The organism is Nitrospirota bacterium (genome assembly GCA_016214855.1).
Lineage (GTDB): Bacteria > Nitrospirota > Thermodesulfovibrionia > Thermodesulfovibrionales > UBA6898 > UBA6898.
Genome location: JACRMT010000012.1, coordinates 75,798 through 91,372, shown reverse-complemented (window position 1 = coordinate 91,372; position 15,575 = coordinate 75,798). Strand labels below are relative to the sequence as shown.

The window sequence follows — 15,575 nt, the reverse complement described above, 5'->3', positions numbered from 1 at the left end:
TGCCTCCCTCAGAACTTGACGATCAGGCCGGTGTATGCACGGGGATCGTGCTCTTTGCCCGCTGCCGTCCTGGTGATGAAGTCGAAGTATTGCACCCGCACACCGACGTTTTTCCAGATGTCGATATCCGCGCCGATGTTGAACAGGCTCTTGCCGATGGTCAGGTCGCCGCTGATTGAGTCCTTGTTGGTGAGCGCGAGATAATCTGTGAAGGCCTCGACGCTGCCGTATTTGTATTTCAGTCCGCCGCCGACCAGGAACTGCGACCGGGGAGATGTTGCAGAGAATTTATCAATCGTGTCGTTAGCGCTGGGGGTGAAGGAATAATCGATATCCCAGAGCTTGCCTGCGGTGATATACCCATGCAGCTTGCCGCCCGCAATGTCTACGCCAGATCCATCGACCGCCTTTGTGAGCTTTCCGCCCAGATCACTCAACCCGGATGCAGGAACATCCGCTGCGAATGCCGCGCCCCAGCCACCAAGAACTAAAACCATCACCATCATTACTACCGAAAATAACTTTTTCATCACTTCCTCCTTAGAATGTTTTTTAATGCTCCGAGAATTCCGTATTTCGTCAGAGCGCCTTTATCCTTACCGTCAAGCGGGATTTTGATGATCCCGTCTACTACTGCCCGTTTCTCTCCCTCGATCGTGCGCTGAAGATCCGTGACCTTCTGATCAGGGGTGTTCAATCAGCAGGCCTTATCTCTTCGATCCTGCCGGATCTTCCCTCACCCTTGCCCTCTCCCACTGGGAGAGGGGGGACCTGTAAGGTGGGTGAGGCTGAACTCAATATCTCGTTCTGCTTTTTGACCAGCACATTCTGCTGTTTGATTACTGCCGTCTGTGCGACGATCGCGGCCTTCTGTTTGTCCGCCTTGCCGCCGACACCGAGGATCGAGAAGCCGCCGACAATAAAGGCCACACTGGCCTCGATGCCGATACTTGGGAAGCCCTGGTCAGGGAACAGGATGCTGATGATGCCGACAATGCCGGTGAGGATAGAACCGATGCCGCCGATGGTGGTCTTGTATCCGTCCAGCCTTTTGCCGACGCCGCCGAGAATTCTTTCGATGAGCTTATTGAGCACGCTGCACCTCCACTATCAATGTGCTTCAAACCTGAACGGCTTGAAGGGAAAGCTGTTCCAGAGCATGATCGGCGTGATGCGCGACACATGCCACTCGCGCAGCAGCTGCGCATCCCGGTATTGATCTGTATGCTTATAGTCATCAGCCACAGCAGCAGAGCATACGCGTGAGCCGGGCAGATGAAACGGCACCGGTAATTTGCGGAGAGGCGAGATCCACTTCGAAAGCCCGGAGGCGATCATAAGCGGGAACCCAAGCGCGAGGCCGGTGTAGTCATACGCCCTGCCGATCTGCGAAATGGCATAATCGATTGCCTGGCCTGCGGCCTTTCTGGTGAGGTCTACCGGCTCCCTGAATACGATCTGGAGGCCGGGATCTTCTATACGTTCATCAATGCGGCAGAACTTGATTCCCTGCGCAGCAGCCTCGATGCCCATGCGGTGATCCACTACGAGCAGAACGTGCGAGGCGCTGAAGGATGCGGCCTCCTGAAGGGAACCGAACCAGCTGATGCCGTTTGACAGCAGGTTGCTGTCGCTCTTTGAGAACATGGCAAAGCCCGGCCCGTAGTCTTTTCCGTAGATGGGGGCGACCTGTTTCATGCTTTGTCTACACCTCCCCCATCCCCTCCTTGGCAAGGAGGGGAGAGAGGGGCGGTTGTGTTGGCTGTGTAATCCGCCCAGATCCTTTCGACGTAGTCCGTCATCTGCTTATGGTCAGGACGTTTGCCCCGGACACTGCAGCGTTTGTCTGCCAGTTTTGCGGCCACGTTGGGCCAGCAGATGGAAAGCCCATCCTGCACGCAGATGTTGATCGCCGCGATTATGTATCCGAGGCCTCCGTTGTATGAGGCAAGGGCGAGTTTCCAATAGTCGTCATCAGCACATTCGTTGGCGCATTTCATGGTTTCGATCATGCGCTTGCCGCCCTTATATTGCCGACGCAGATACAGAGCTCCCGCATTGAGGTTCTTCTCCGGGTTAAAGAAATCCTCTTCCTTCAGACCGAGGTCTTTTGTGCCGGTGGCAGGCATGATCTGGAGCAGGCCGCGTGCGCCGCAATGCGATACCGCAATCGGGTTGAATCCGGATTCCTGTTTGACCTGCGCATAGAGCAGCTCATAAGGGATGTTATGCTTTGCAGCGGCAGCGCGGATGAAGGAGTCTATTTCGGGGGTGGGTTTAATCATGCCGCCGACTTGCTAAAACCTCCCCCATCCCCTCCTTGGTAAGGAGGGGAGAGAGGGGCGGTGGTGTTTGAAAAAGGGTGGCGGGAGCTGAGGGAGGTGAAGCCCGGCCCCCGCCTGGGGGTGAAGAAAGTAACGGCACCAACGGCAGCAGGAGGCAGCAAAGATTTGTTATTCGTATCCGATGATGTTTGATGAATCATGCCCAAAGAGTACAGGCAAAAGAATGCAGCAGACTACGTGCAGCGTTTCAGAAGGTCTATTTCAGCAGGTTAAGAAGGGAGGGGGATGTTTCGCACTCAGGCTCGTTCCCTAATATATTCCAAATCTGCCGCTCTGTCAAACGGTGCTTGATGGCAAGCGTGCGGACAGGCTTTCCGTTGCTGTATGCAGTGCGGATATCTTTGTTGCGGATCTCGCGGAGAAGATCGTCCAGATTGTGGATGTAAAGATACGTGCCACGGAACTCCTTGGCAAGGGCAAGAGCAGCCTCTACACCGATCACCTCGGCGATCCTCCGGATGTCTCCGGGAAGCTGCTCTATCATAGACGAATTTACCATCTGTAATTCCCGCCCTCGCTTGCCGGTCTGTCATAAAACTGCTGGCCCTGCTGCGACTTGATTGAGTCCTCGTTCTGCTGCCTGATTTTCATCGCCTTCAGTGCCTCGATAACTTTCTGCCCCTGCTTCATTGTTGCCACGCGCTCGATCTGCATATACTTCTTCAGCCACCGCTCATATCCATCCGGCATGATGCGCCAGCGGATATCCGCCTTCAGGTGCAAAATCATCTTGAGCTGCTCAGTCGTCACCATCTGAGTGATGCTCGGCGGCAGCGGTTTTTTCTTTTGCTGACTGCTGACAGCTGATTGCTGACGGCTTATTATTCTAAATCCCTTCGCCTTCAGGTGATCGATCAATACTGAGGCCTCTGCATAGGTCATGGCCTTGCAGGATGGATGCGCAGGGTCCATGTCCCAGCTCGTGGGAGAGAACTTGATAAGCAGCGCCCGATAATCAGCATCCGTGATTTTCAACTTTGCCTTTGCTATGTGCAAGAGCTTGATCTGCACGCTGTCTATTTTACGTGGCGTTGTCATGATTCACCTCGATAGATTTTTTTTGCGCCCGCCTCTGTATCCGGAAGTCCTGAACCCGGCCTTGGCTTCCAGTTTCACAAGGGCCAGTATAGAAGGCTTCAGTTCGATCGGCATATCCTTGTATCGATGCTGATTTGCAAGCAGAAGCTCAGCGCGTGACAGCAGCATTAGATTGTTTTCGACACAGTTCATGTTGTCGCCGTCCTTGAATGCTACGACCATGCCGTCCGGGACTTTGCCATGTTTCTTCTCCCATATATGGACATGCTTATGTTTGTATCTTGTCTGGGCTTTGGTATAGGGGTCTTTCTCTGCCACCTTCATCAAAATAAAGCCGTCTTTGGAGCGGATGCGCTCGTGTCCGATGGGCTTTCTGTTCTTCGGCGCATTGCCTTTTTTGAAGCTCGTGCGATTAGCCCCCATGTAGCCCTTGACGCCCTTATTCCATGACTTCTGCCCTTTTTCAAAGCGGCCTGTGCGACCGGAAACAATGCCGTGATTCTTCAGCGTCGATATGACCTGGTTTTCTGTTTTGCGGAGTTTAAATTTGGTGTTGAAGGCAACGGTGAGTTCACTCCGCGACATGGCCGCATATCCTGTTCGCAGGAATTCAATCTGCTCAGCGGAGTATTGTTTCACTCCTTGCCCCCGATTCTTAGCATCTCAGGGAGACTGCGAACTGTCTCGCCAAGCGCCTTCTGCGCAGTCAGCGCGAGACTGGCATTACTGATGATCTGATTTGCTACCCCGGCCATCGCGTGGGCACGTTTGATCTCTTCGTCGAGTTTGTCTCCGGCCAGATCCTCGTCATTCAACCTTTCCATCTGCGCAAACAGATGATCGTTTAAATCCGTCAGTTTACTTTTTACCTTGCTCACTTCTTCACCTCCGTAGTAAATTCAAATACTGTTTGATTAAATATCTCCTCAATGCTGATCTTCTGCAGCTTTGCAGCCCGCATAAGTATCATGATTCCCCGGTGCCGTAAGGACCGCGTTGCCTCGGTGATCTCCTCTGCTGTCTCGGCGATAAAGAAACCGTGAGTGCATGAGGCAATCAATACGCCATGCTCCATGATCAGATGCCTGATAGTCTCGCGGACTTCGACGCCCTGAAGGTTCGTTGCTGCCTCGAGTACAGGAACCTTGATCGCGTTTGCCTTGCCTCTCTGGATCAGGTGGAGGATGAATGTCTCCGCGTGCGTCATGTCAGTAGCGTGCCCGCTTGCGAGCTGCTCAAAGTCAATCACGATCTGCTTTCCTTCAAAGTCTTTCATATGGCCCTCATCAGGCACCGCATCACGGTGCGACCCGCCGAGGCGGGTTTCGGCCTTAGCCTGCTGCTGGAACTTCCGGAGCGTTCTTATCCTCAAAGCCATACGTGCAGTCATGAGTAACGCTTCCGCCGCCCAGATGCACTGTTCCAAACGGTATCTGATGGATAATTCCCTGCACTGCATTTCTGATGATCAACCCATCAGCGCATTTCGATTCCTTCTTGCAGGTTCCGCACTTCTGAATCACTGAATACGACATTCTAATCACCTCCTCCCACTCTTGATTTCAACTCCTTGCTCGCGGTGAAGCTCACCTTCCTGCCTGCCGGGATCTGTACAGCCTGCCCGGTCTTCGGGTTGCGGCCTGTGCGCGCCTTGGTCTCCTTCACCTTGAAAGCGCCGAAGCCCTTGAGCATTACGTTGTCACCGGATGCCAGGGCGTCAGTGATCGCTATGAGCACGGTGTTCACATATCCCTCTGCCTGCGGAGTTGTCTTGATGTCTAACCACTCTGCCTTCATCTTTGCTATCAATTCTGCTTTTGTCATGATGTCTCTCCTTTTGTCTTTTGTAGTTTGATAATCCTGGCCTCTATCAGCTTTGCCTTTGTAATTGCCCCTTTCTTCTGCACGATTTCCAATGCTTGTAGAAGCAGCGGCATATCCGTCGATTTTGCGGCATAGTAGCGCGTATCCTCGGCTGATGACGATGTGAGCCAGTCAAGGTCTGACGCTGATTTCATTTCGCCAGTTCCTTCAGGCTTTTTGGCCAGAAAAGCAGATAGGGTGCGAACCACCACTTGTGGCCGTTGTCCTTCGCCTCCTGGTATGCAAACTCATAAATCCATCCCTGGACGAGCATGCGGTATGCGGCAATGACATACCCGGTGCGGTCCTGTCCGTGCAGGCAGTGAACGTAGATGGGATGCAGGCTTTCGTCCTGTAGAATGTGCACCGCCTTGTACAGATCCACGCGCGACGGCCTCTTTATCTCACTCATCGGCAGACTGATGACGTTGACGTGATACATGGATGAGACCGATTGTTCACTCTCCACCCATGCCATGTCGTCTTCGAGATTCAAGATCGTTTTGATGTTCAGATCTATCAGATCGTTGAGACACCTCGGTCTCGGCCCCCGGTAAATGCCTTCTACCACCTGAATAATCATGCCGCCCTCAATTTCTTGGCCGCTGCATCGAGGTCCTTGCTGGCGTTTGTCTCGATCCAGAATTCATCGTCCTGCATCACCCTGAGCCCGCATTTAGCGAGTTCAACAGCATTCAATACTTCAGCCCGGTCATCGGCCAATATCGCTTCCTTGTCGATCTGAGGCACGTCACGCACGTATTGCGGCATGAGCATCTGAAGCGAGTTAAGCGCTACGTCGAACTTGTTTGCTATCTTCTTGATCAGTGCCACGGTCGGCTGAGATACGCGGAAGCCGAACGACCCGAACGGGGTCTCGATGCTCCTCTTCTCCCATGTGCCAACATCCTCACCGGCCCATGCCTCCACTTCCTTTATGAGCAGGGCCTTCTCTGCCTCAAGCCCCGGCCTGCCACCCTTGCGCTGCGTGTCAGCATGTTCCTGCCGGACCTCTGCTATTGCGTTGGCCTCGTCCAGATCCCACGTTGCGAGATGCCGGTCTATCTCATTCAGCTTTGACATTGCTGCCTCGGCCTGCGCCCTCGATGTGATCATGTTCTTCGGTTTCATCCTTGCCATCAGTTCGTTCTCCTTTTGATTTCGTCCTGCCCCACGGTGTGGGGTATAAGGTTTAATTTCTTTGCTGCCAGGTGAAGCTCCATCCTGCGCTGGGCGATCTCCCATGTGTCAGGGAAAGCACCTTTAAGCATCACCAGGAATGTCTCCCATACGGCAGCGTGGCCATGTTGTTCTATGAGCGCACGTATTTCGCTTTTAATTGTCTCCATCATCACACCCCCACATAGTTCAAGCGCTTGGAAAACCTGCCTCGCTTGCGACCCCTGTAAAATACGGGGATCTCCAATACCCCACTCATTACTCTCTCCCGTGCCCGCGCTATTACCTTGCAGATTGCACAGGTCTGATCAGGAGAGCGCGTCTCGATCTCTCCGCACATGAGGCAGAGACCGGGCTGCTTGTTCCATCTGCTTGCCTTGTCCACGTCAGCGAATACTTTCTTGAGGTTGAGCGATGCATCCCATGCCTTTTCCATCATCGCCCTCCCAACATGTCCCACGCCGCATACAGCAGCATGACTGCGCCCCACAGAATGACGTTGCCCAGAAGCCCGAGAGCGATCTCCCGTATGGGCCGTGTATGGCTGATAGCTGACAACTGATTGCTGATTGCTGGTATAATCTTCATGCCGCGCTCCTTTCCGTCCCCCCCAGGGTTTTGGGAGGAGTCGCGTTTACACCCCCTTGTGGGGTGGTTGTCCCCAGGCCCCGGTCCGTCCCGACCGGGGCCATCTTTTTATCCATCGCCTCGTTCAGGCTTTTCATGTAGCACTCCTTGCCGCAGGCAAAATACTGGAAAGATTCACGATAAAAGCCTGTGCCTGCCGGTGCGACGGTCAGCATGAGCATCCCAGCCCTGTTCGTCGCGATGTTGAAGTAATACCCGCCTTCCGCTTTGTGGTCCTTCTTGCAGCCCTCGCACTTGATCATGAGTGTTGTCTCCATCGTTACACCGCCTTCAGGCTGGCCTGATGCTTCTTATCGCTGTGCTGCTGTGTCAGCGTCTTCAGCGCGTCCTGTATGGCGCTGCGCACCTGCACCTCTTTGTCCTTGTTGAGAGTGTGAGACTTGTTGTTGACGATCAGGCTGACGGTTGTCGTTGACTCCCCGATCATCTCGGCCAACTGTGTCTGCTTGATGTCGTATTTCTCCATGAGCTGCTTGATGCCGCCGCCGTACGTCGAAAACACATCAAGCACAGTGACCATCTTCGTGCCGTTGTGAAGCGCTGCCTGCATCAGCGTGATCAGCGCCTCCTGAAGATCGAGGAAGTTGCGGGCCTCGGCAAGATCGCTGGTGGCCTTGATCGCTTCGGGCTCAAAGTTCTGGCCCACGGTTTCGTTGATATAATGGCGTGACTCTGAGGGCGCAAGACCCTGCAGCTTGTACGTGTCCGACCGCATGCCCCTGTGGCACTCTGCAAGGTTTGCGGTTTTGAGCTTGTCATACTGGCCGATCAGGATCACCGACAGCAGCGGGCGCTTGCCCATCCAGTCATATTCCCTCACGCGCTTGATCGCCCTGAGTGTGCTGTGATGCATGACGTGGCTCTCCTCGATGATAAGGATCACCGGCTTGGTCCGCGCCGCTTCGCCCACGATCCTGCTGACCTGGCGTGCGCGTGCGCCCCGGTCACGGGTGACCGGCTCAGACGAGAGCTGCCTGATCAGTTCCCTCTCTACGTCTGCGATGGTCATGCGTTCCTTGTCCGCCATCTTCAGCATGACAGTTGCGCATTCGATCCCTTCCAGTGCCGCTTCTATTGCGGTGGTCTTGCCTGCGCCATACTGGGCGATCATTTGCACCATTGCGTTTGAGTCTGTCGCCATCTTGAATAAGCGTTTCAATGTGTTGCCGTCCGCTGTCTGGATATGCACATCCTCAAAGGGATTGCGATGATACCCGAACTGGGCCAGTGTTGCGAAGCCATTCTCCATAATCTTCTTTCTCCTCTCTGTCTGGTTGCGTAGAATTCTGATGTCCCGTCTTTCGCGAGACTTTGCCTGCAGGCCATGCCTGCGGGCGTAATAAACTTTTTCTCCGTGATTGATGGGATAGATGTGTCGTTGTTTGTTTGCGCTGGGCCGGAAGAGATCCACCAGTGCTAACCTGTGTTCCCTGAGCCATGTTGCTGCCGTTACGTTGGCTTCAATAAAGATCGTGAGCTGCTGCCGGATGTCTCTCTTGACATGCGTGCTGGGTACAAAGCCCCGATTGATTGCATGCCGAAGTGTCTCTATATTGAAGCCTAATGCTGCTGCCACTTCTCTCTGGGATATCCCGCATTCAACAAGCAGGTCCCTCGCTACTGTCGGACGATAAGGCATGTGGTATATCCGTGCTGCTGTTACACTCATTTCTTTCACCTCCATTCCTCCTCCCATCAGTCCCCTCGCCCTGCCTAAGGCACCTACCTCTGGCTGGGGGAGAGGGTTAGGGTGAGGGGTCTTACATTGCCACTCGTTTGCTCATGTTCGCTCTCACCTCAAGAGCGAAGTTCTCCACCCACTGCCTGTCGAGGCCGTGCGCCTCGATCGCTGCTGCCACATCCCCCCTTTCTTCCTGTGTTAGAAATATGCCGATCATGTGAGACATGAAATCCTTCATTGCTTCGTCGATATGCGGATAGGTGTTGATGTTGAACGGATCTTCGATGGTGCGCTCTTCTTTGGTCCTGATCGGCATGGATACGACCTTTTCGGTCTGCTCTTTTTTCTCTGCATAAAGCATCGGCGCAGTGCCGGTAAGTTGCGGCGCGTATTCTTTGATCAGGGCCTGATGCGGTGTGTCTGCATGCCCTTTGTATTCCCCCACGTTAAGCGGCTTGAAGTCCCGCACCTCGTATTTCTTGCCGGTCGCCATGTCCTGAACAATCAAGCGATCATTGAATACACCCTCGAAGACGATCACCTTTGCGCTATGCAGATGCTTTACATCGTAGAGTTTACCGTCGTAGCGGAGTATGCCGTCTGAATCAATTGTCCGCTCCTTGCGCCTTGCTGCCGCGGCAATGGCATCCGCCGGTATCTGCACGATGCCGCCATGCAGGTTGATCCTGCTCCATGCCTGCATGCGTGTGATATCGCGCTCGAACCTGTGCTCCAACTGGTTGTAATCGTCAGAAAGAAATACAGCGAACTGATGCTGCAGCTCTGAAAGCAGGATAGAAAACTTTGTCCAGTCACCTGCAAAGAATGGCCGCTCGAACCGCTGCCATATCGTTCTCCATGGCCGCTCGATCTTGCCGTGCGCTTCCTTTGCATAGGGCATTGATTCCGGGAGTTTTACGTCGAGCCTGCCGATCATCTCTTTCGATATGAGATTTTTTTTGAGCATGCCCTGGTCTGCAAGCAGCTCCTCCGGTATGCCCATTGATTCCCATGCAGTGCATATCGCCTTGAGGTTGTGCAGGCCCGTCTCGCCCTCTGCCGCAAAAAGACTGCCCTCAAATCGCCCGGAGTGATCGTCTACAATGCCATAATACCAGGGCCTGAGCCGGTTGCAGGGGATGGGTTTGTTCTTGTAACTTCCGATACTGCCGGGCCTATGAAGTTTCAGGATGTAATCTCCGTCATTAGTCTCTTTTGCGATGTACAGGAACTTGGAACTCGACGCATCGAAGTGATGCAACCGATTTGGCTTGTCAGCCTGAAAGCGGCTCACGCGCCGCTGCTTCCTGTTCAGGCCCTTTTCTCTGGCTATGCGGTCGAACGTTCCGGGCTCAACCTCAAGCGCAGTGGCTGGTATTTTGTGCCATTCAACGGCAAGCTTCACAGCCTGATCTGTGCTGATCTCCCCTCCACCGCTGGGCGGTGATTTCTTTATCGCAAAGATGATCGGTGTCCATTCATGGTATTCAGGCCTGAAGACCTTTGATGCGCGTTTTTTCTCGCTCAGCGGTTTGAGCAGTTTACAGAGAGTCGGATAAGCCACCCCTACCATGGCAGCCCACTCTTGCCCTCTCGTTGTCTGATGGCCGAAGGGTGCGCTGTCGAGGTCTCTTCTGATCTGCTCTATAACCGTCGCCGAGATGGACATGTTATTCGTCGCCGGTGAGCTGGGCTGTCCAATTTTGGTCGAACATTTCAACGCGGTCCTTCATGCGATTGAGGATGCTGTTGATCCGCGCTACAGCGTCATCACTCAGGTCGTCTGTTTTGAAGGCAAAGGCCCGGAGGATGTTGTCGGCCAAGCGGAGATGATTGTCCACAGCGTCGAATGTGTCGATTGCTGCTTTGTCGAGGTCTTTTGGCTCAAAAGGTTCGAGTTCTTTGACCCGCCCGAGCAGGGCCTTCTTCTCTGAGGCGGACTCCTTCAACTGCCCTTCAAGCCCCTTAGCATGTTTGTCGGCCTCTTTCTTCTGCGCTGCGAGCTGGTCTTTGTGTTGCTCCTCTCGCATTGCGATATATGCGGGGATTTCGGACATGGGGATATGCTTGCCCTGGTAATACAGCTCATTGTCCTTAATTACGGCGGAGTCCGCCGCAATGTCAGCAGATAAGTATTTGATTTTATAGGAATCGTCTCCCATTAAATTGGCGAAGTCCGCCAGAAAATCATCCTGAACTGGGCTTAAATCCTCTAAGTTCTCATCCATTGTACGTCTCTTTACCCGAGATATTTACAGGTCTGCTCCCAGTTCATCCCGTATTTGGTGTAATATTCTCTGGAGTCCTTGAGTTTCTTGATTTTTAGCAGGAAGATAAAGCCGGCAAAAGATTTCATCATGCCAAGTGCCCGAGCTTCCCCTATTGTCATGAATAACCCAGCAAGAGCCTCATTCTTCTGATGTAGGGCCTCAATCTCTCGCTTGTATCTATCATCCATCGTGGCCTTCGTTCTCAGCACGATATCTGCTTCCCTATCCGTGATCTTGTCTTCGTTTTTTTTATTCGCCATTGCGCTTATTCCTCTCTTTTAATTCGTCTATTGCATTGAGTGCCGAAAATATCAGTTCGAAATATGCATCAACCACTCTTTTCACCTGTGCAAAATTTTTCTTCGCCTCGGTCACGTCACCATTGAGGGCTGTCACATAAGCGCTCATACCTACCATTGGATGCGCTTGCGCCTGAGCATCAAGGAACTTAAATACATGCAAAAATAGTGGCCAGTTCTGCTCCCATTCTTTCTGCCAATCCATACCCAACTTCTGTATGTCGAGTGCTCTATTGAACTCATTGAATTCTTCTTCTGTAAATTTAAAGTCCATCACTTCACCTCCGGAAAATATCGCTTCAAATTCTCTCCAAGATTTGCCCTCGCCGCATCAGCGATCTTCACGATCCGGGGACTCAGCCGCCAGGAGTCTCCTACCTGCTCAGCCCAGTCGCGGATCTTCAGGTTATGCAGCGCCCAGACTGCCTTGCTCGTTGTGATGCCCAGCGCGTCCACGATCTCTTTTACCGTTGTCGGCCTGAAGACATCCGTGGCCAGAAACTCCACGATCTTCATCAGGTTCTGCTGCGTCTCGTTCGTGAAATCCGTCTTGCCTTCCTTACTCATTAATGCATCCCCCCTTTTTGCTGATGACTGACCACTGATTGCTGACTGCTGTCTCCATGCTCACCTCCGTGTATTTCGGATGCCTGCCATATGCAGGTCATCGATGATGTGCCATGCTGCGTCTGTTGCCATTTCTTTGTTGTCGACCTCGATGCCGACGATCACGATGTTCAGCGAGTTTCCGATATGATGGTTCAGAAATTCCTTTGCCTCCCGGCTGAGTGCGCTCAGCTCTGCGATGGCCTTGTCCTGTCCTTTATAATCAGCGCCCATGATTCACCTGATTGAGTGTGTCCATGATCAGCTTTTCTTTTTTGGAGAGGTCCTTCTTTGCTTCGTGGATCTTGCCCAATTCCAGCTCCAGCGCCTCGACGCCCTCGATGAAAAAGCCGCCGCAAAGCTCGCATATATATCGGGTGAGTGTCTTGTCACCGGTGGCCTGACAGAATGCTCCGACGTAGACATAGGGGAACCGGTGCTGCTCCTTGCTTTCTGCTGACCAGGCATCTATCTGGGCCTTGGTAATTTCCCAGCCGAGGATCTCTGACATGCGGGCTGCGACCTCATAGCGCGACAACCTTGTGTGCTTCAGCGCATCGCTGATTAGATGCCTTGTGGCAGCGTCAATGCTGGTCTTGCCTGTGGTCTGTGGATGGTCTGTGATCTCTGCCTGTTTACGGGATACTTCCTTGATCAAATCGAAGATATTGAGCTGGCCGGAGTCTATTTTGGTTTTCATCTTAGACATTGCTCCTCAGGGCAAAAAAATATATAATCAAGGCAGATTTGACGGAGGTGAACCGCTTGATCAGTTCCATTTATGCCGCCTTCTTATGCCAAAGTTCATTCGCCGGCACGCCCAAACGCCGGGCGATCTCTTTCTGTATCCGTGCAGACTGTTTCTTCCCTGCTACCACGAGGGAGATCATCGTGCTGCTGACCCGCAGATTGCGTGCAAGCTCGTTCTGCTTTATGCCTGCCCGGACAAGCTCTGCCTTGATCTCGTTATTCAATGGAGGCCTCCATGGATATGGATATTGACGCCCGCGTAAGCTGGCTTTCTTCCATGATGTCTTTGTCACTGTTGAGGGCAATCCGGGATTGGTTTGACGAAGAGTATCTCGCCGCCATCTCAGGAGCTCCTGAAGCGCAGTTCAATGAGTTGTTTCTGCGGTTTAAAGAAACCATCATCAGCTCCGGCCTTCTCCAGCCTGTTGCCCCTGATGCCCTTCGGAAGGTGGATTGGCTTCAGGCTCTTGATGCTGTTGAGGAGAAGTATTGGAAGTCGGCTCAGTCCCCTGTATTTTGGGAAGATAAAGGTAAGTCCCATTGAACTTCCTGGCTAATATGAGCGTTGACTCTTCTCCAATCAGGTCTTTAAGGTCTTCATATTCCCGTCGATCTAAAAACACTCTCTTTTTTTCCTCCTGTGGTAAATGTTTTTACCTGAACTACAGAAAGAATAATCAAACGGTTAACTAATGTCAAGAGAAATTAATCAAACGGACAAGTCATTGGGCCTGCGAATAAAAACAGCTCGCGAAAAGGCATCTCTAACACAGGATCAATTGGCCTTGCAGGTTGGCGTTGCAAAGGAAACCCTAAGCAAATACGAGAACGGACATAGGACGCCTGATGCTGCTCAGCTTAACCGAATGGTTAATGCTACTGACTGCGACCCGGCTTGGCTATTGACCGGACATGAACACGAAGAGCGCGCACCGGCGGCAACTGATGTGGTATGTGATCCGCGTGCTGCTTACGGCCCCGACTCGGTGACGGAAAAGATCGTAATTATGCTGAAGGATATGCCGGAGGAGGCCCGGCTGGAGATACTGCGAAGTGTTGAGGAAAAGAAACTCCTCCGGGAGCTTCTCGAAGAGCGCAAAAAGCTGAAAGACGCCGGATGATTGCGCTTGACCATTGAACTGATATAATGAGACTGCTGCTACATTAATAAGGAGGGGACAATGGAAAAGAAGTTTCCGGATTGGGTTAAAACATCGGAAGATTACGAGAGATGGAAAAATAGTGGTGGTACCACTTCGACCTCCTCAACTAAGACTTGCCCTTTTTGTTCTGAAGAAATAAAGGCGTCAGCCGTAAAATGTAAGCATTGTGGATCAATGCTTGATGGAAGCCAGAATAAGGCTGACGTTAGCATAAGCGCCATAGACCCTTTTGCTCATTACAAATCAGATATTACTATGAGAAAAGGAAAGCTTTCTGTCCTCGGTTATATCGGTATTGTTTTGGGTGTTTTTATAATTATCATGGGGTTTGTTGGTGGAAGGCTGGAATCAAACGAGGAAGTCGCTTTGATCCCAATGGGGTTCGGAGCCTTCTTGTCTATCGGTTGCTATCTGTGGGCAAGGCGTTCCAATTAAACATTTTTGAGATATGCATTTCACAAAAGAGGAGGGGGACAATGATGAAGAGAGCTTTTATTATCTGCATGCTGATCTGCCTGTATGTAATGCCATCTGCTGCCGAGGTGAAATCCTCAAGAACAGTCGATGATGACGGCGTTATTCATGTCAATATTACGGGTGATTCTCCCAGAAAAAGCGTAGCGCCAAAGGCTAAATCTCCATCTTCGACATCATCAACCCCGTCATTTCAGTCTGAGCTTGACGATATCTGCGCGAATGTTCCAAAGACGAATGACCCAAGGCCTGATTTAATATTCCAGGGCTACATGGAGCGGTCCGAAGGCCTCAAGCCTGTCATTGAAACTGAAATCGCGTCGGCCCCCTACAAGATTGAATCCCTTCGGATTCTTGCCGCTTGCAAGGACCTCTATCGTTTAGAGTTGAGCAAGAGAAAGCAAAGGCGGGGATATGAAGCACAGATGGAAAGTTTACAAAGGAGACAAGGAAAATGAAAGTAATTAAGGCAGCGCTACGGAAGTTCATGCCGAAGATCAGGGATGCGAAGGAGAAGAGCCTCAATGAGGCAGACACCAGGATGAGGATACGGCTTTTGCTTCACGAGGTACTTGGCTACGATCTTTTAGATGAGATTACGCAGGAGCACATGGTACAAGGTCACTATGTGGATCTGACGGTTAAGAACAAGGGAAAGATTGTCTTCTTCATCGAGGCCAAATCTGTCGATACTACGCTGAGGGACACCCACGCATACCAGGCCACTAACTATGCAGCATCCGGAGGCGTCAATTTGTGCGTGCTCACTAACGGTATCGACTACAGACTCTATCATCTGACCTGGGATAAGGCCAAGGTCGAAAACAATATGATCCTTTCCTTCAACCTTCTTGACGATGACATCGATATTGTCTCAGAAAAACTGAAATTGCTGTCAAAAGAGAGCTTCAGAAAGGGTCTTATCGACAAATACATTGCAGAGGTTACATCCCTGGGAGACAAGAATCTCGTCCAGGCCATGCTTTCTAAGAGAGTCCTTTCTGCAATACGACTTGAGCTGAAGACTGTTACCGGCCATAATGTCAGCGAAGAAGCTATAGACAAGTGCATCAGCAAGCTTTTTAGCGCTGAATTATATGAGATGGCAAAGGCATGCGTGAAGAGGCAGCAGGGTAAAAAAGAGAAGAAGGTCACAGCTCCTGCAGCTCCTGAATTCTGTCCCTTACCATCACCGGTATCCCAGAGCGATGCCCCTCCGGTTTCTGCCGCAGAAGAATAATATTATTTTCAAGCGAGGA

Annotated in this window: 33 protein-coding genes; 5 read left to right on the top strand and 28 right to left on the bottom strand. The window is 52.0% G+C overall.

Annotated features, from left to right (window positions below):
* Positions 1 to 8: 8 nt before the first annotated feature.
* From HZB62_10705 to HZB62_10570, 28 genes are all read right to left on the bottom strand, one after another.
* Positions 9 to 530: a hypothetical protein gene (locus tag HZB62_10705; GenBank protein ID MBI5075618.1), complete on the bottom strand. Its 522-nt coding sequence runs from the start codon at positions 528 to 530 to the stop codon at positions 9 to 11.
* Entirely contained in the window at positions 530 to 697 is a 168-nt protein-coding gene (locus HZB62_10700) for a hypothetical protein (GenBank protein ID MBI5075617.1), read from the bottom strand. The genes HZB62_10705 and HZB62_10700 overlap by 1 nt, the downstream gene beginning before the upstream one ends.
* Entirely contained in the window at positions 694 to 1,095 is a 402-nt protein-coding gene (locus tag HZB62_10695; protein ID MBI5075616.1) for a hypothetical protein, read from the bottom strand. Before HZB62_10695 ends, HZB62_10700 begins: the two co-directional genes overlap by 4 nt.
* A 15-nt stretch (positions 1,096 to 1,110) precedes the next feature.
* Complete coding sequence (locus HZB62_10690) at positions 1,111 to 1,698, bottom strand: hypothetical protein (GenBank protein MBI5075615.1); 588 nt, start codon at positions 1,696 to 1,698, stop codon at positions 1,111 to 1,113.
* Positions 1,695 to 2,285 (bottom strand): transglycosylase SLT domain-containing protein, encoded by a 591-nt coding sequence (locus HZB62_10685; protein MBI5075614.1) that lies wholly within the window; start codon positions 2,283 to 2,285, stop codon positions 1,695 to 1,697. The genes HZB62_10690 and HZB62_10685 overlap by 4 nt, the downstream gene beginning before the upstream one ends.
* A gap of 256 nt (positions 2,286 to 2,541) precedes the next feature.
* Positions 2,542 to 2,844, bottom strand: coding sequence for a hypothetical protein (locus HZB62_10680; protein ID MBI5075613.1), 303 nt, complete (start codon positions 2,842 to 2,844; stop codon positions 2,542 to 2,544).
* Positions 2,838 to 3,383, bottom strand: a complete 546-nt coding sequence (locus HZB62_10675; protein MBI5075612.1) for a DUF1018 domain-containing protein — start codon at positions 3,381 to 3,383, stop codon at positions 2,838 to 2,840. The genes HZB62_10680 and HZB62_10675 overlap by 7 nt, the downstream gene beginning before the upstream one ends.
* A gap of 3 nt (positions 3,384 to 3,386) precedes the next feature.
* Positions 3,387 to 3,968, bottom strand: a complete 582-nt coding sequence (locus HZB62_10670; protein MBI5075611.1) for an HNH endonuclease — start codon at positions 3,966 to 3,968, stop codon at positions 3,387 to 3,389.
* A 50-nt stretch (positions 3,969 to 4,018) separates the two neighbouring features.
* Positions 4,019 to 4,207, bottom strand: a complete 189-nt coding sequence (locus HZB62_10665) for a hypothetical protein (GenBank protein MBI5075610.1) — start codon at positions 4,205 to 4,207, stop codon at positions 4,019 to 4,021.
* Positions 4,208 to 4,257: 50 nt separating this feature from the next.
* Positions 4,258 to 4,761, bottom strand: coding sequence for a hypothetical protein (locus HZB62_10660; GenBank protein ID MBI5075609.1), 504 nt, complete (start codon positions 4,759 to 4,761; stop codon positions 4,258 to 4,260).
* Positions 4,715 to 4,918, bottom strand: coding sequence for a hypothetical protein (locus HZB62_10655; protein ID MBI5075608.1), 204 nt, complete (start codon positions 4,916 to 4,918; stop codon positions 4,715 to 4,717). The genes HZB62_10660 and HZB62_10655 overlap by 47 nt, the downstream gene beginning before the upstream one ends.
* Before the next feature lies 1 nt (position 4,919).
* Complete coding sequence (locus HZB62_10650; protein ID MBI5075607.1) at positions 4,920 to 5,207, bottom strand: integration host factor subunit beta; 288 nt, start codon at positions 5,205 to 5,207, stop codon at positions 4,920 to 4,922.
* Positions 5,204 to 5,401, bottom strand: a complete 198-nt coding sequence (locus tag HZB62_10645; protein ID MBI5075606.1) for a hypothetical protein — start codon at positions 5,399 to 5,401, stop codon at positions 5,204 to 5,206. Before HZB62_10645 ends, HZB62_10650 begins: the two co-directional genes overlap by 4 nt.
* Positions 5,398 to 5,829 (bottom strand): dual specificity protein phosphatase family protein, encoded by a 432-nt coding sequence (locus HZB62_10640; protein MBI5075605.1) that lies wholly within the window; start codon positions 5,827 to 5,829, stop codon positions 5,398 to 5,400. Before HZB62_10640 ends, HZB62_10645 begins: the two co-directional genes overlap by 4 nt.
* Positions 5,826 to 6,386 carry a host-nuclease inhibitor Gam family protein gene (locus HZB62_10635; GenBank protein ID MBI5075604.1) on the bottom strand — a complete coding sequence of 187 codons (561 nt, stop codon included), beginning with the start codon at positions 6,384 to 6,386 and terminating at the stop codon, positions 5,826 to 5,828. The genes HZB62_10640 and HZB62_10635 overlap by 4 nt, the downstream gene beginning before the upstream one ends.
* On the bottom strand, positions 6,386 to 6,598 hold the full coding sequence (locus tag HZB62_10630) for a hypothetical protein (protein ID MBI5075603.1): 213 nt from the start codon (positions 6,596 to 6,598) through the stop codon (positions 6,386 to 6,388). Before HZB62_10630 ends, HZB62_10635 begins: the two co-directional genes overlap by 1 nt.
* Positions 6,598 to 6,861 (bottom strand): hypothetical protein, encoded by a 264-nt coding sequence (locus HZB62_10625; GenBank protein MBI5075602.1) that lies wholly within the window; start codon positions 6,859 to 6,861, stop codon positions 6,598 to 6,600. The genes HZB62_10630 and HZB62_10625 overlap by 1 nt, the downstream gene beginning before the upstream one ends.
* Positions 6,861 to 7,013 (bottom strand): hypothetical protein, encoded by a 153-nt coding sequence (locus HZB62_10620; GenBank protein MBI5075601.1) that lies wholly within the window; start codon positions 7,011 to 7,013, stop codon positions 6,861 to 6,863. The genes HZB62_10625 and HZB62_10620 overlap by 1 nt, the downstream gene beginning before the upstream one ends.
* The gene (locus tag HZB62_10615; protein MBI5075600.1) at positions 7,010 to 7,330 is read right to left on the bottom strand and encodes a hypothetical protein; all 321 of its coding nucleotides are present in this window, start codon (positions 7,328 to 7,330) and stop codon (positions 7,010 to 7,012) included. Before HZB62_10615 ends, HZB62_10620 begins: the two co-directional genes overlap by 4 nt.
* 2 nt (positions 7,331 to 7,332) lie before the next feature.
* The gene (locus tag HZB62_10610; protein ID MBI5075599.1) at positions 7,333 to 8,751 is read right to left on the bottom strand and encodes a helix-turn-helix domain-containing protein; all 1,419 of its coding nucleotides are present in this window, start codon (positions 8,749 to 8,751) and stop codon (positions 7,333 to 7,335) included.
* An 82-nt stretch (positions 8,752 to 8,833) separates the two neighbouring features.
* Positions 8,834 to 10,423, bottom strand: coding sequence for a hypothetical protein (locus HZB62_10605; GenBank protein ID MBI5075598.1), 1,590 nt, complete (start codon positions 10,421 to 10,423; stop codon positions 8,834 to 8,836).
* A gap of 1 nt (position 10,424) precedes the next feature.
* The gene (locus tag HZB62_10600) at positions 10,425 to 10,982 is read right to left on the bottom strand and encodes a hypothetical protein (protein MBI5075597.1); all 558 of its coding nucleotides are present in this window, start codon (positions 10,980 to 10,982) and stop codon (positions 10,425 to 10,427) included.
* 11 nt (positions 10,983 to 10,993) lie between these two features.
* On the bottom strand, positions 10,994 to 11,284 hold the full coding sequence (locus HZB62_10595) for a hypothetical protein (protein MBI5075596.1): 291 nt from the start codon (positions 11,282 to 11,284) through the stop codon (positions 10,994 to 10,996).
* Complete coding sequence (locus HZB62_10590; GenBank protein MBI5075595.1) at positions 11,274 to 11,597, bottom strand: hypothetical protein; 324 nt, start codon at positions 11,595 to 11,597, stop codon at positions 11,274 to 11,276. The genes HZB62_10595 and HZB62_10590 overlap by 11 nt, the downstream gene beginning before the upstream one ends.
* A complete protein-coding gene (locus HZB62_10585) occupies positions 11,597 to 11,890 on the bottom strand; it encodes a hypothetical protein (protein ID MBI5075594.1) in 294 nt (97 codons plus the stop codon). Before HZB62_10585 ends, HZB62_10590 begins: the two co-directional genes overlap by 1 nt.
* 60 nt (positions 11,891 to 11,950) lie before the next feature.
* Entirely contained in the window at positions 11,951 to 12,163 is a 213-nt protein-coding gene (locus tag HZB62_10580) for a hypothetical protein (GenBank protein ID MBI5075593.1), read from the bottom strand.
* Positions 12,153 to 12,638 carry a hypothetical protein gene (locus HZB62_10575; GenBank protein ID MBI5075592.1) on the bottom strand — a complete coding sequence of 162 codons (486 nt, stop codon included), beginning with the start codon at positions 12,636 to 12,638 and terminating at the stop codon, positions 12,153 to 12,155. Before HZB62_10575 ends, HZB62_10580 begins: the two co-directional genes overlap by 11 nt.
* Positions 12,639 to 12,708: 70 nt before the next feature.
* Complete coding sequence (locus HZB62_10570) at positions 12,709 to 12,903, bottom strand: helix-turn-helix transcriptional regulator (GenBank protein ID MBI5075591.1); 195 nt, start codon at positions 12,901 to 12,903, stop codon at positions 12,709 to 12,711.
* 11 nt (positions 12,904 to 12,914) lie between these two features.
* Here HZB62_10570 and HZB62_10565 point away from each other — a divergent pair, with 11 nt between their 5' ends.
* The 5 genes from HZB62_10565 (at position 12,915) to HZB62_10545 (ending at position 15,556) form a co-directional block, all read left to right on the top strand.
* Positions 12,915 to 13,223, top strand: coding sequence for a hypothetical protein (locus HZB62_10565; protein MBI5075590.1), 309 nt, complete (start codon positions 12,915 to 12,917; stop codon positions 13,221 to 13,223).
* Positions 13,224 to 13,371: 148 nt separating this feature from the next.
* Entirely contained in the window at positions 13,372 to 13,800 is a 429-nt protein-coding gene (locus tag HZB62_10560; protein MBI5075589.1) for a helix-turn-helix domain-containing protein, read from the top strand.
* Positions 13,801 to 13,860: 60 nt separating this feature from the next.
* Positions 13,861 to 14,277, top strand: a complete 417-nt coding sequence (locus HZB62_10555) for a hypothetical protein (GenBank protein MBI5075588.1) — start codon at positions 13,861 to 13,863, stop codon at positions 14,275 to 14,277.
* On the top strand, positions 14,256 to 14,774 hold the full coding sequence (locus tag HZB62_10550; GenBank protein ID MBI5075587.1) for a hypothetical protein: 519 nt from the start codon (positions 14,256 to 14,258) through the stop codon (positions 14,772 to 14,774). Before HZB62_10555 ends, HZB62_10550 begins: the two co-directional genes overlap by 22 nt.
* The gene (locus HZB62_10545) at positions 14,771 to 15,556 is read left to right on the top strand and encodes a type I restriction enzyme HsdR N-terminal domain-containing protein (protein MBI5075586.1); all 786 of its coding nucleotides are present in this window, start codon (positions 14,771 to 14,773) and stop codon (positions 15,554 to 15,556) included. Before HZB62_10550 ends, HZB62_10545 begins: the two co-directional genes overlap by 4 nt.
* Positions 15,557 to 15,575: the final 19 nt, after the last annotated feature.

What these genes read in the sequence shown, in the direction of transcription:
- HZB62_10650 (MBI5075607.1), bottom strand. Translation starts at nt 5,207, where the DNA reads ATGACAAAAGCAGAATTGATAGCAAAGATGAAGGCAGAGTGGTTAGAC.
- HZB62_10655 (MBI5075608.1), bottom strand. Translation starts at nt 4,918, where the DNA reads ATGTCGTATTCAGTGATTCAGAAGTGCGGAACCTGCAAGAAGGAATCG.
- HZB62_10705 (MBI5075618.1), bottom strand. Translation starts at nt 530, where the DNA reads ATGAAAAAGTTATTTTCGGTAGTAATGATGGTGATGGTTTTAGTTCTT.
- HZB62_10600 (MBI5075597.1), bottom strand. Translation starts at nt 10,982, where the DNA reads ATGGATGAGAACTTAGAGGATTTAAGCCCAGTTCAGGATGATTTTCTG.
- HZB62_10615 (MBI5075600.1), bottom strand. Translation starts at nt 7,330, where the DNA reads ATGGAGACAACACTCATGATCAAGTGCGAGGGCTGCAAGAAGGACCAC.
- HZB62_10575 (MBI5075592.1), bottom strand. Translation starts at nt 12,638, where the DNA reads ATGTCTAAGATGAAAACCAAAATAGACTCCGGCCAGCTCAATATCTTC.
- HZB62_10595 (MBI5075596.1), bottom strand. Translation starts at nt 11,284, where the DNA reads ATGGCGAATAAAAAAAACGAAGACAAGATCACGGATAGGGAAGCAGAT.
- HZB62_10645 (MBI5075606.1), bottom strand. Translation starts at nt 5,401, where the DNA reads ATGAAATCAGCGTCAGACCTTGACTGGCTCACATCGTCATCAGCCGAG.
- HZB62_10665 (MBI5075610.1), bottom strand. Translation starts at nt 4,207, where the DNA reads ATGGAAAGGTTGAATGACGAGGATCTGGCCGGAGACAAACTCGACGAA.
- HZB62_10680 (MBI5075613.1), bottom strand. Translation starts at nt 2,844, where the DNA reads ATGGTAAATTCGTCTATGATAGAGCAGCTTCCCGGAGACATCCGGAGG.
- HZB62_10630 (MBI5075603.1), bottom strand. Translation starts at nt 6,598, where the DNA reads ATGATGGAGACAATTAAAAGCGAAATACGTGCGCTCATAGAACAACAT.
- HZB62_10560 (MBI5075589.1), top strand. Translation starts at nt 13,372, where the DNA reads ATGTCAAGAGAAATTAATCAAACGGACAAGTCATTGGGCCTGCGAATA.
- HZB62_10625 (MBI5075602.1), bottom strand. Translation starts at nt 6,861, where the DNA reads ATGGAAAAGGCATGGGATGCATCGCTCAACCTCAAGAAAGTATTCGCT.
- HZB62_10660 (MBI5075609.1), bottom strand. Translation starts at nt 4,761, where the DNA reads ATGGCTTTGAGGATAAGAACGCTCCGGAAGTTCCAGCAGCAGGCTAAG.
- HZB62_10685 (MBI5075614.1), bottom strand. Translation starts at nt 2,285, where the DNA reads ATGATTAAACCCACCCCCGAAATAGACTCCTTCATCCGCGCTGCCGCT.
- HZB62_10675 (MBI5075612.1), bottom strand. Translation starts at nt 3,383, where the DNA reads ATGACAACGCCACGTAAAATAGACAGCGTGCAGATCAAGCTCTTGCAC.
- HZB62_10640 (MBI5075605.1), bottom strand. Translation starts at nt 5,829, where the DNA reads ATGATTATTCAGGTGGTAGAAGGCATTTACCGGGGGCCGAGACCGAGG.
- HZB62_10555 (MBI5075588.1), top strand. Translation starts at nt 13,861, where the DNA reads ATGGAAAAGAAGTTTCCGGATTGGGTTAAAACATCGGAAGATTACGAG.
- HZB62_10690 (MBI5075615.1), bottom strand. Translation starts at nt 1,698, where the DNA reads ATGAAACAGGTCGCCCCCATCTACGGAAAAGACTACGGGCCGGGCTTT.
- HZB62_10635 (MBI5075604.1), bottom strand. Translation starts at nt 6,386, where the DNA reads ATGGCAAGGATGAAACCGAAGAACATGATCACATCGAGGGCGCAGGCC.
- HZB62_10670 (MBI5075611.1), bottom strand. Translation starts at nt 3,968, where the DNA reads ATGTCGCGGAGTGAACTCACCGTTGCCTTCAACACCAAATTTAAACTC.
- HZB62_10590 (MBI5075595.1), bottom strand. Translation starts at nt 11,597, where the DNA reads ATGGACTTTAAATTTACAGAAGAAGAATTCAATGAGTTCAATAGAGCA.
- HZB62_10580 (MBI5075593.1), bottom strand. Translation starts at nt 12,163, where the DNA reads ATGGGCGCTGATTATAAAGGACAGGACAAGGCCATCGCAGAGCTGAGC.
- HZB62_10620 (MBI5075601.1), bottom strand. Translation starts at nt 7,013, where the DNA reads ATGAAGATTATACCAGCAATCAGCAATCAGTTGTCAGCTATCAGCCAT.
- HZB62_10585 (MBI5075594.1), bottom strand. Translation starts at nt 11,890, where the DNA reads ATGAGTAAGGAAGGCAAGACGGATTTCACGAACGAGACGCAGCAGAAC.
- HZB62_10545 (MBI5075586.1), top strand. Translation starts at nt 14,771, where the DNA reads ATGAAAGTAATTAAGGCAGCGCTACGGAAGTTCATGCCGAAGATCAGG.
- HZB62_10605 (MBI5075598.1), bottom strand. Translation starts at nt 10,423, where the DNA reads ATGTCCATCTCGGCGACGGTTATAGAGCAGATCAGAAGAGACCTCGAC.
- HZB62_10565 (MBI5075590.1), top strand. Translation starts at nt 12,915, where the DNA reads ATGGATATGGATATTGACGCCCGCGTAAGCTGGCTTTCTTCCATGATG.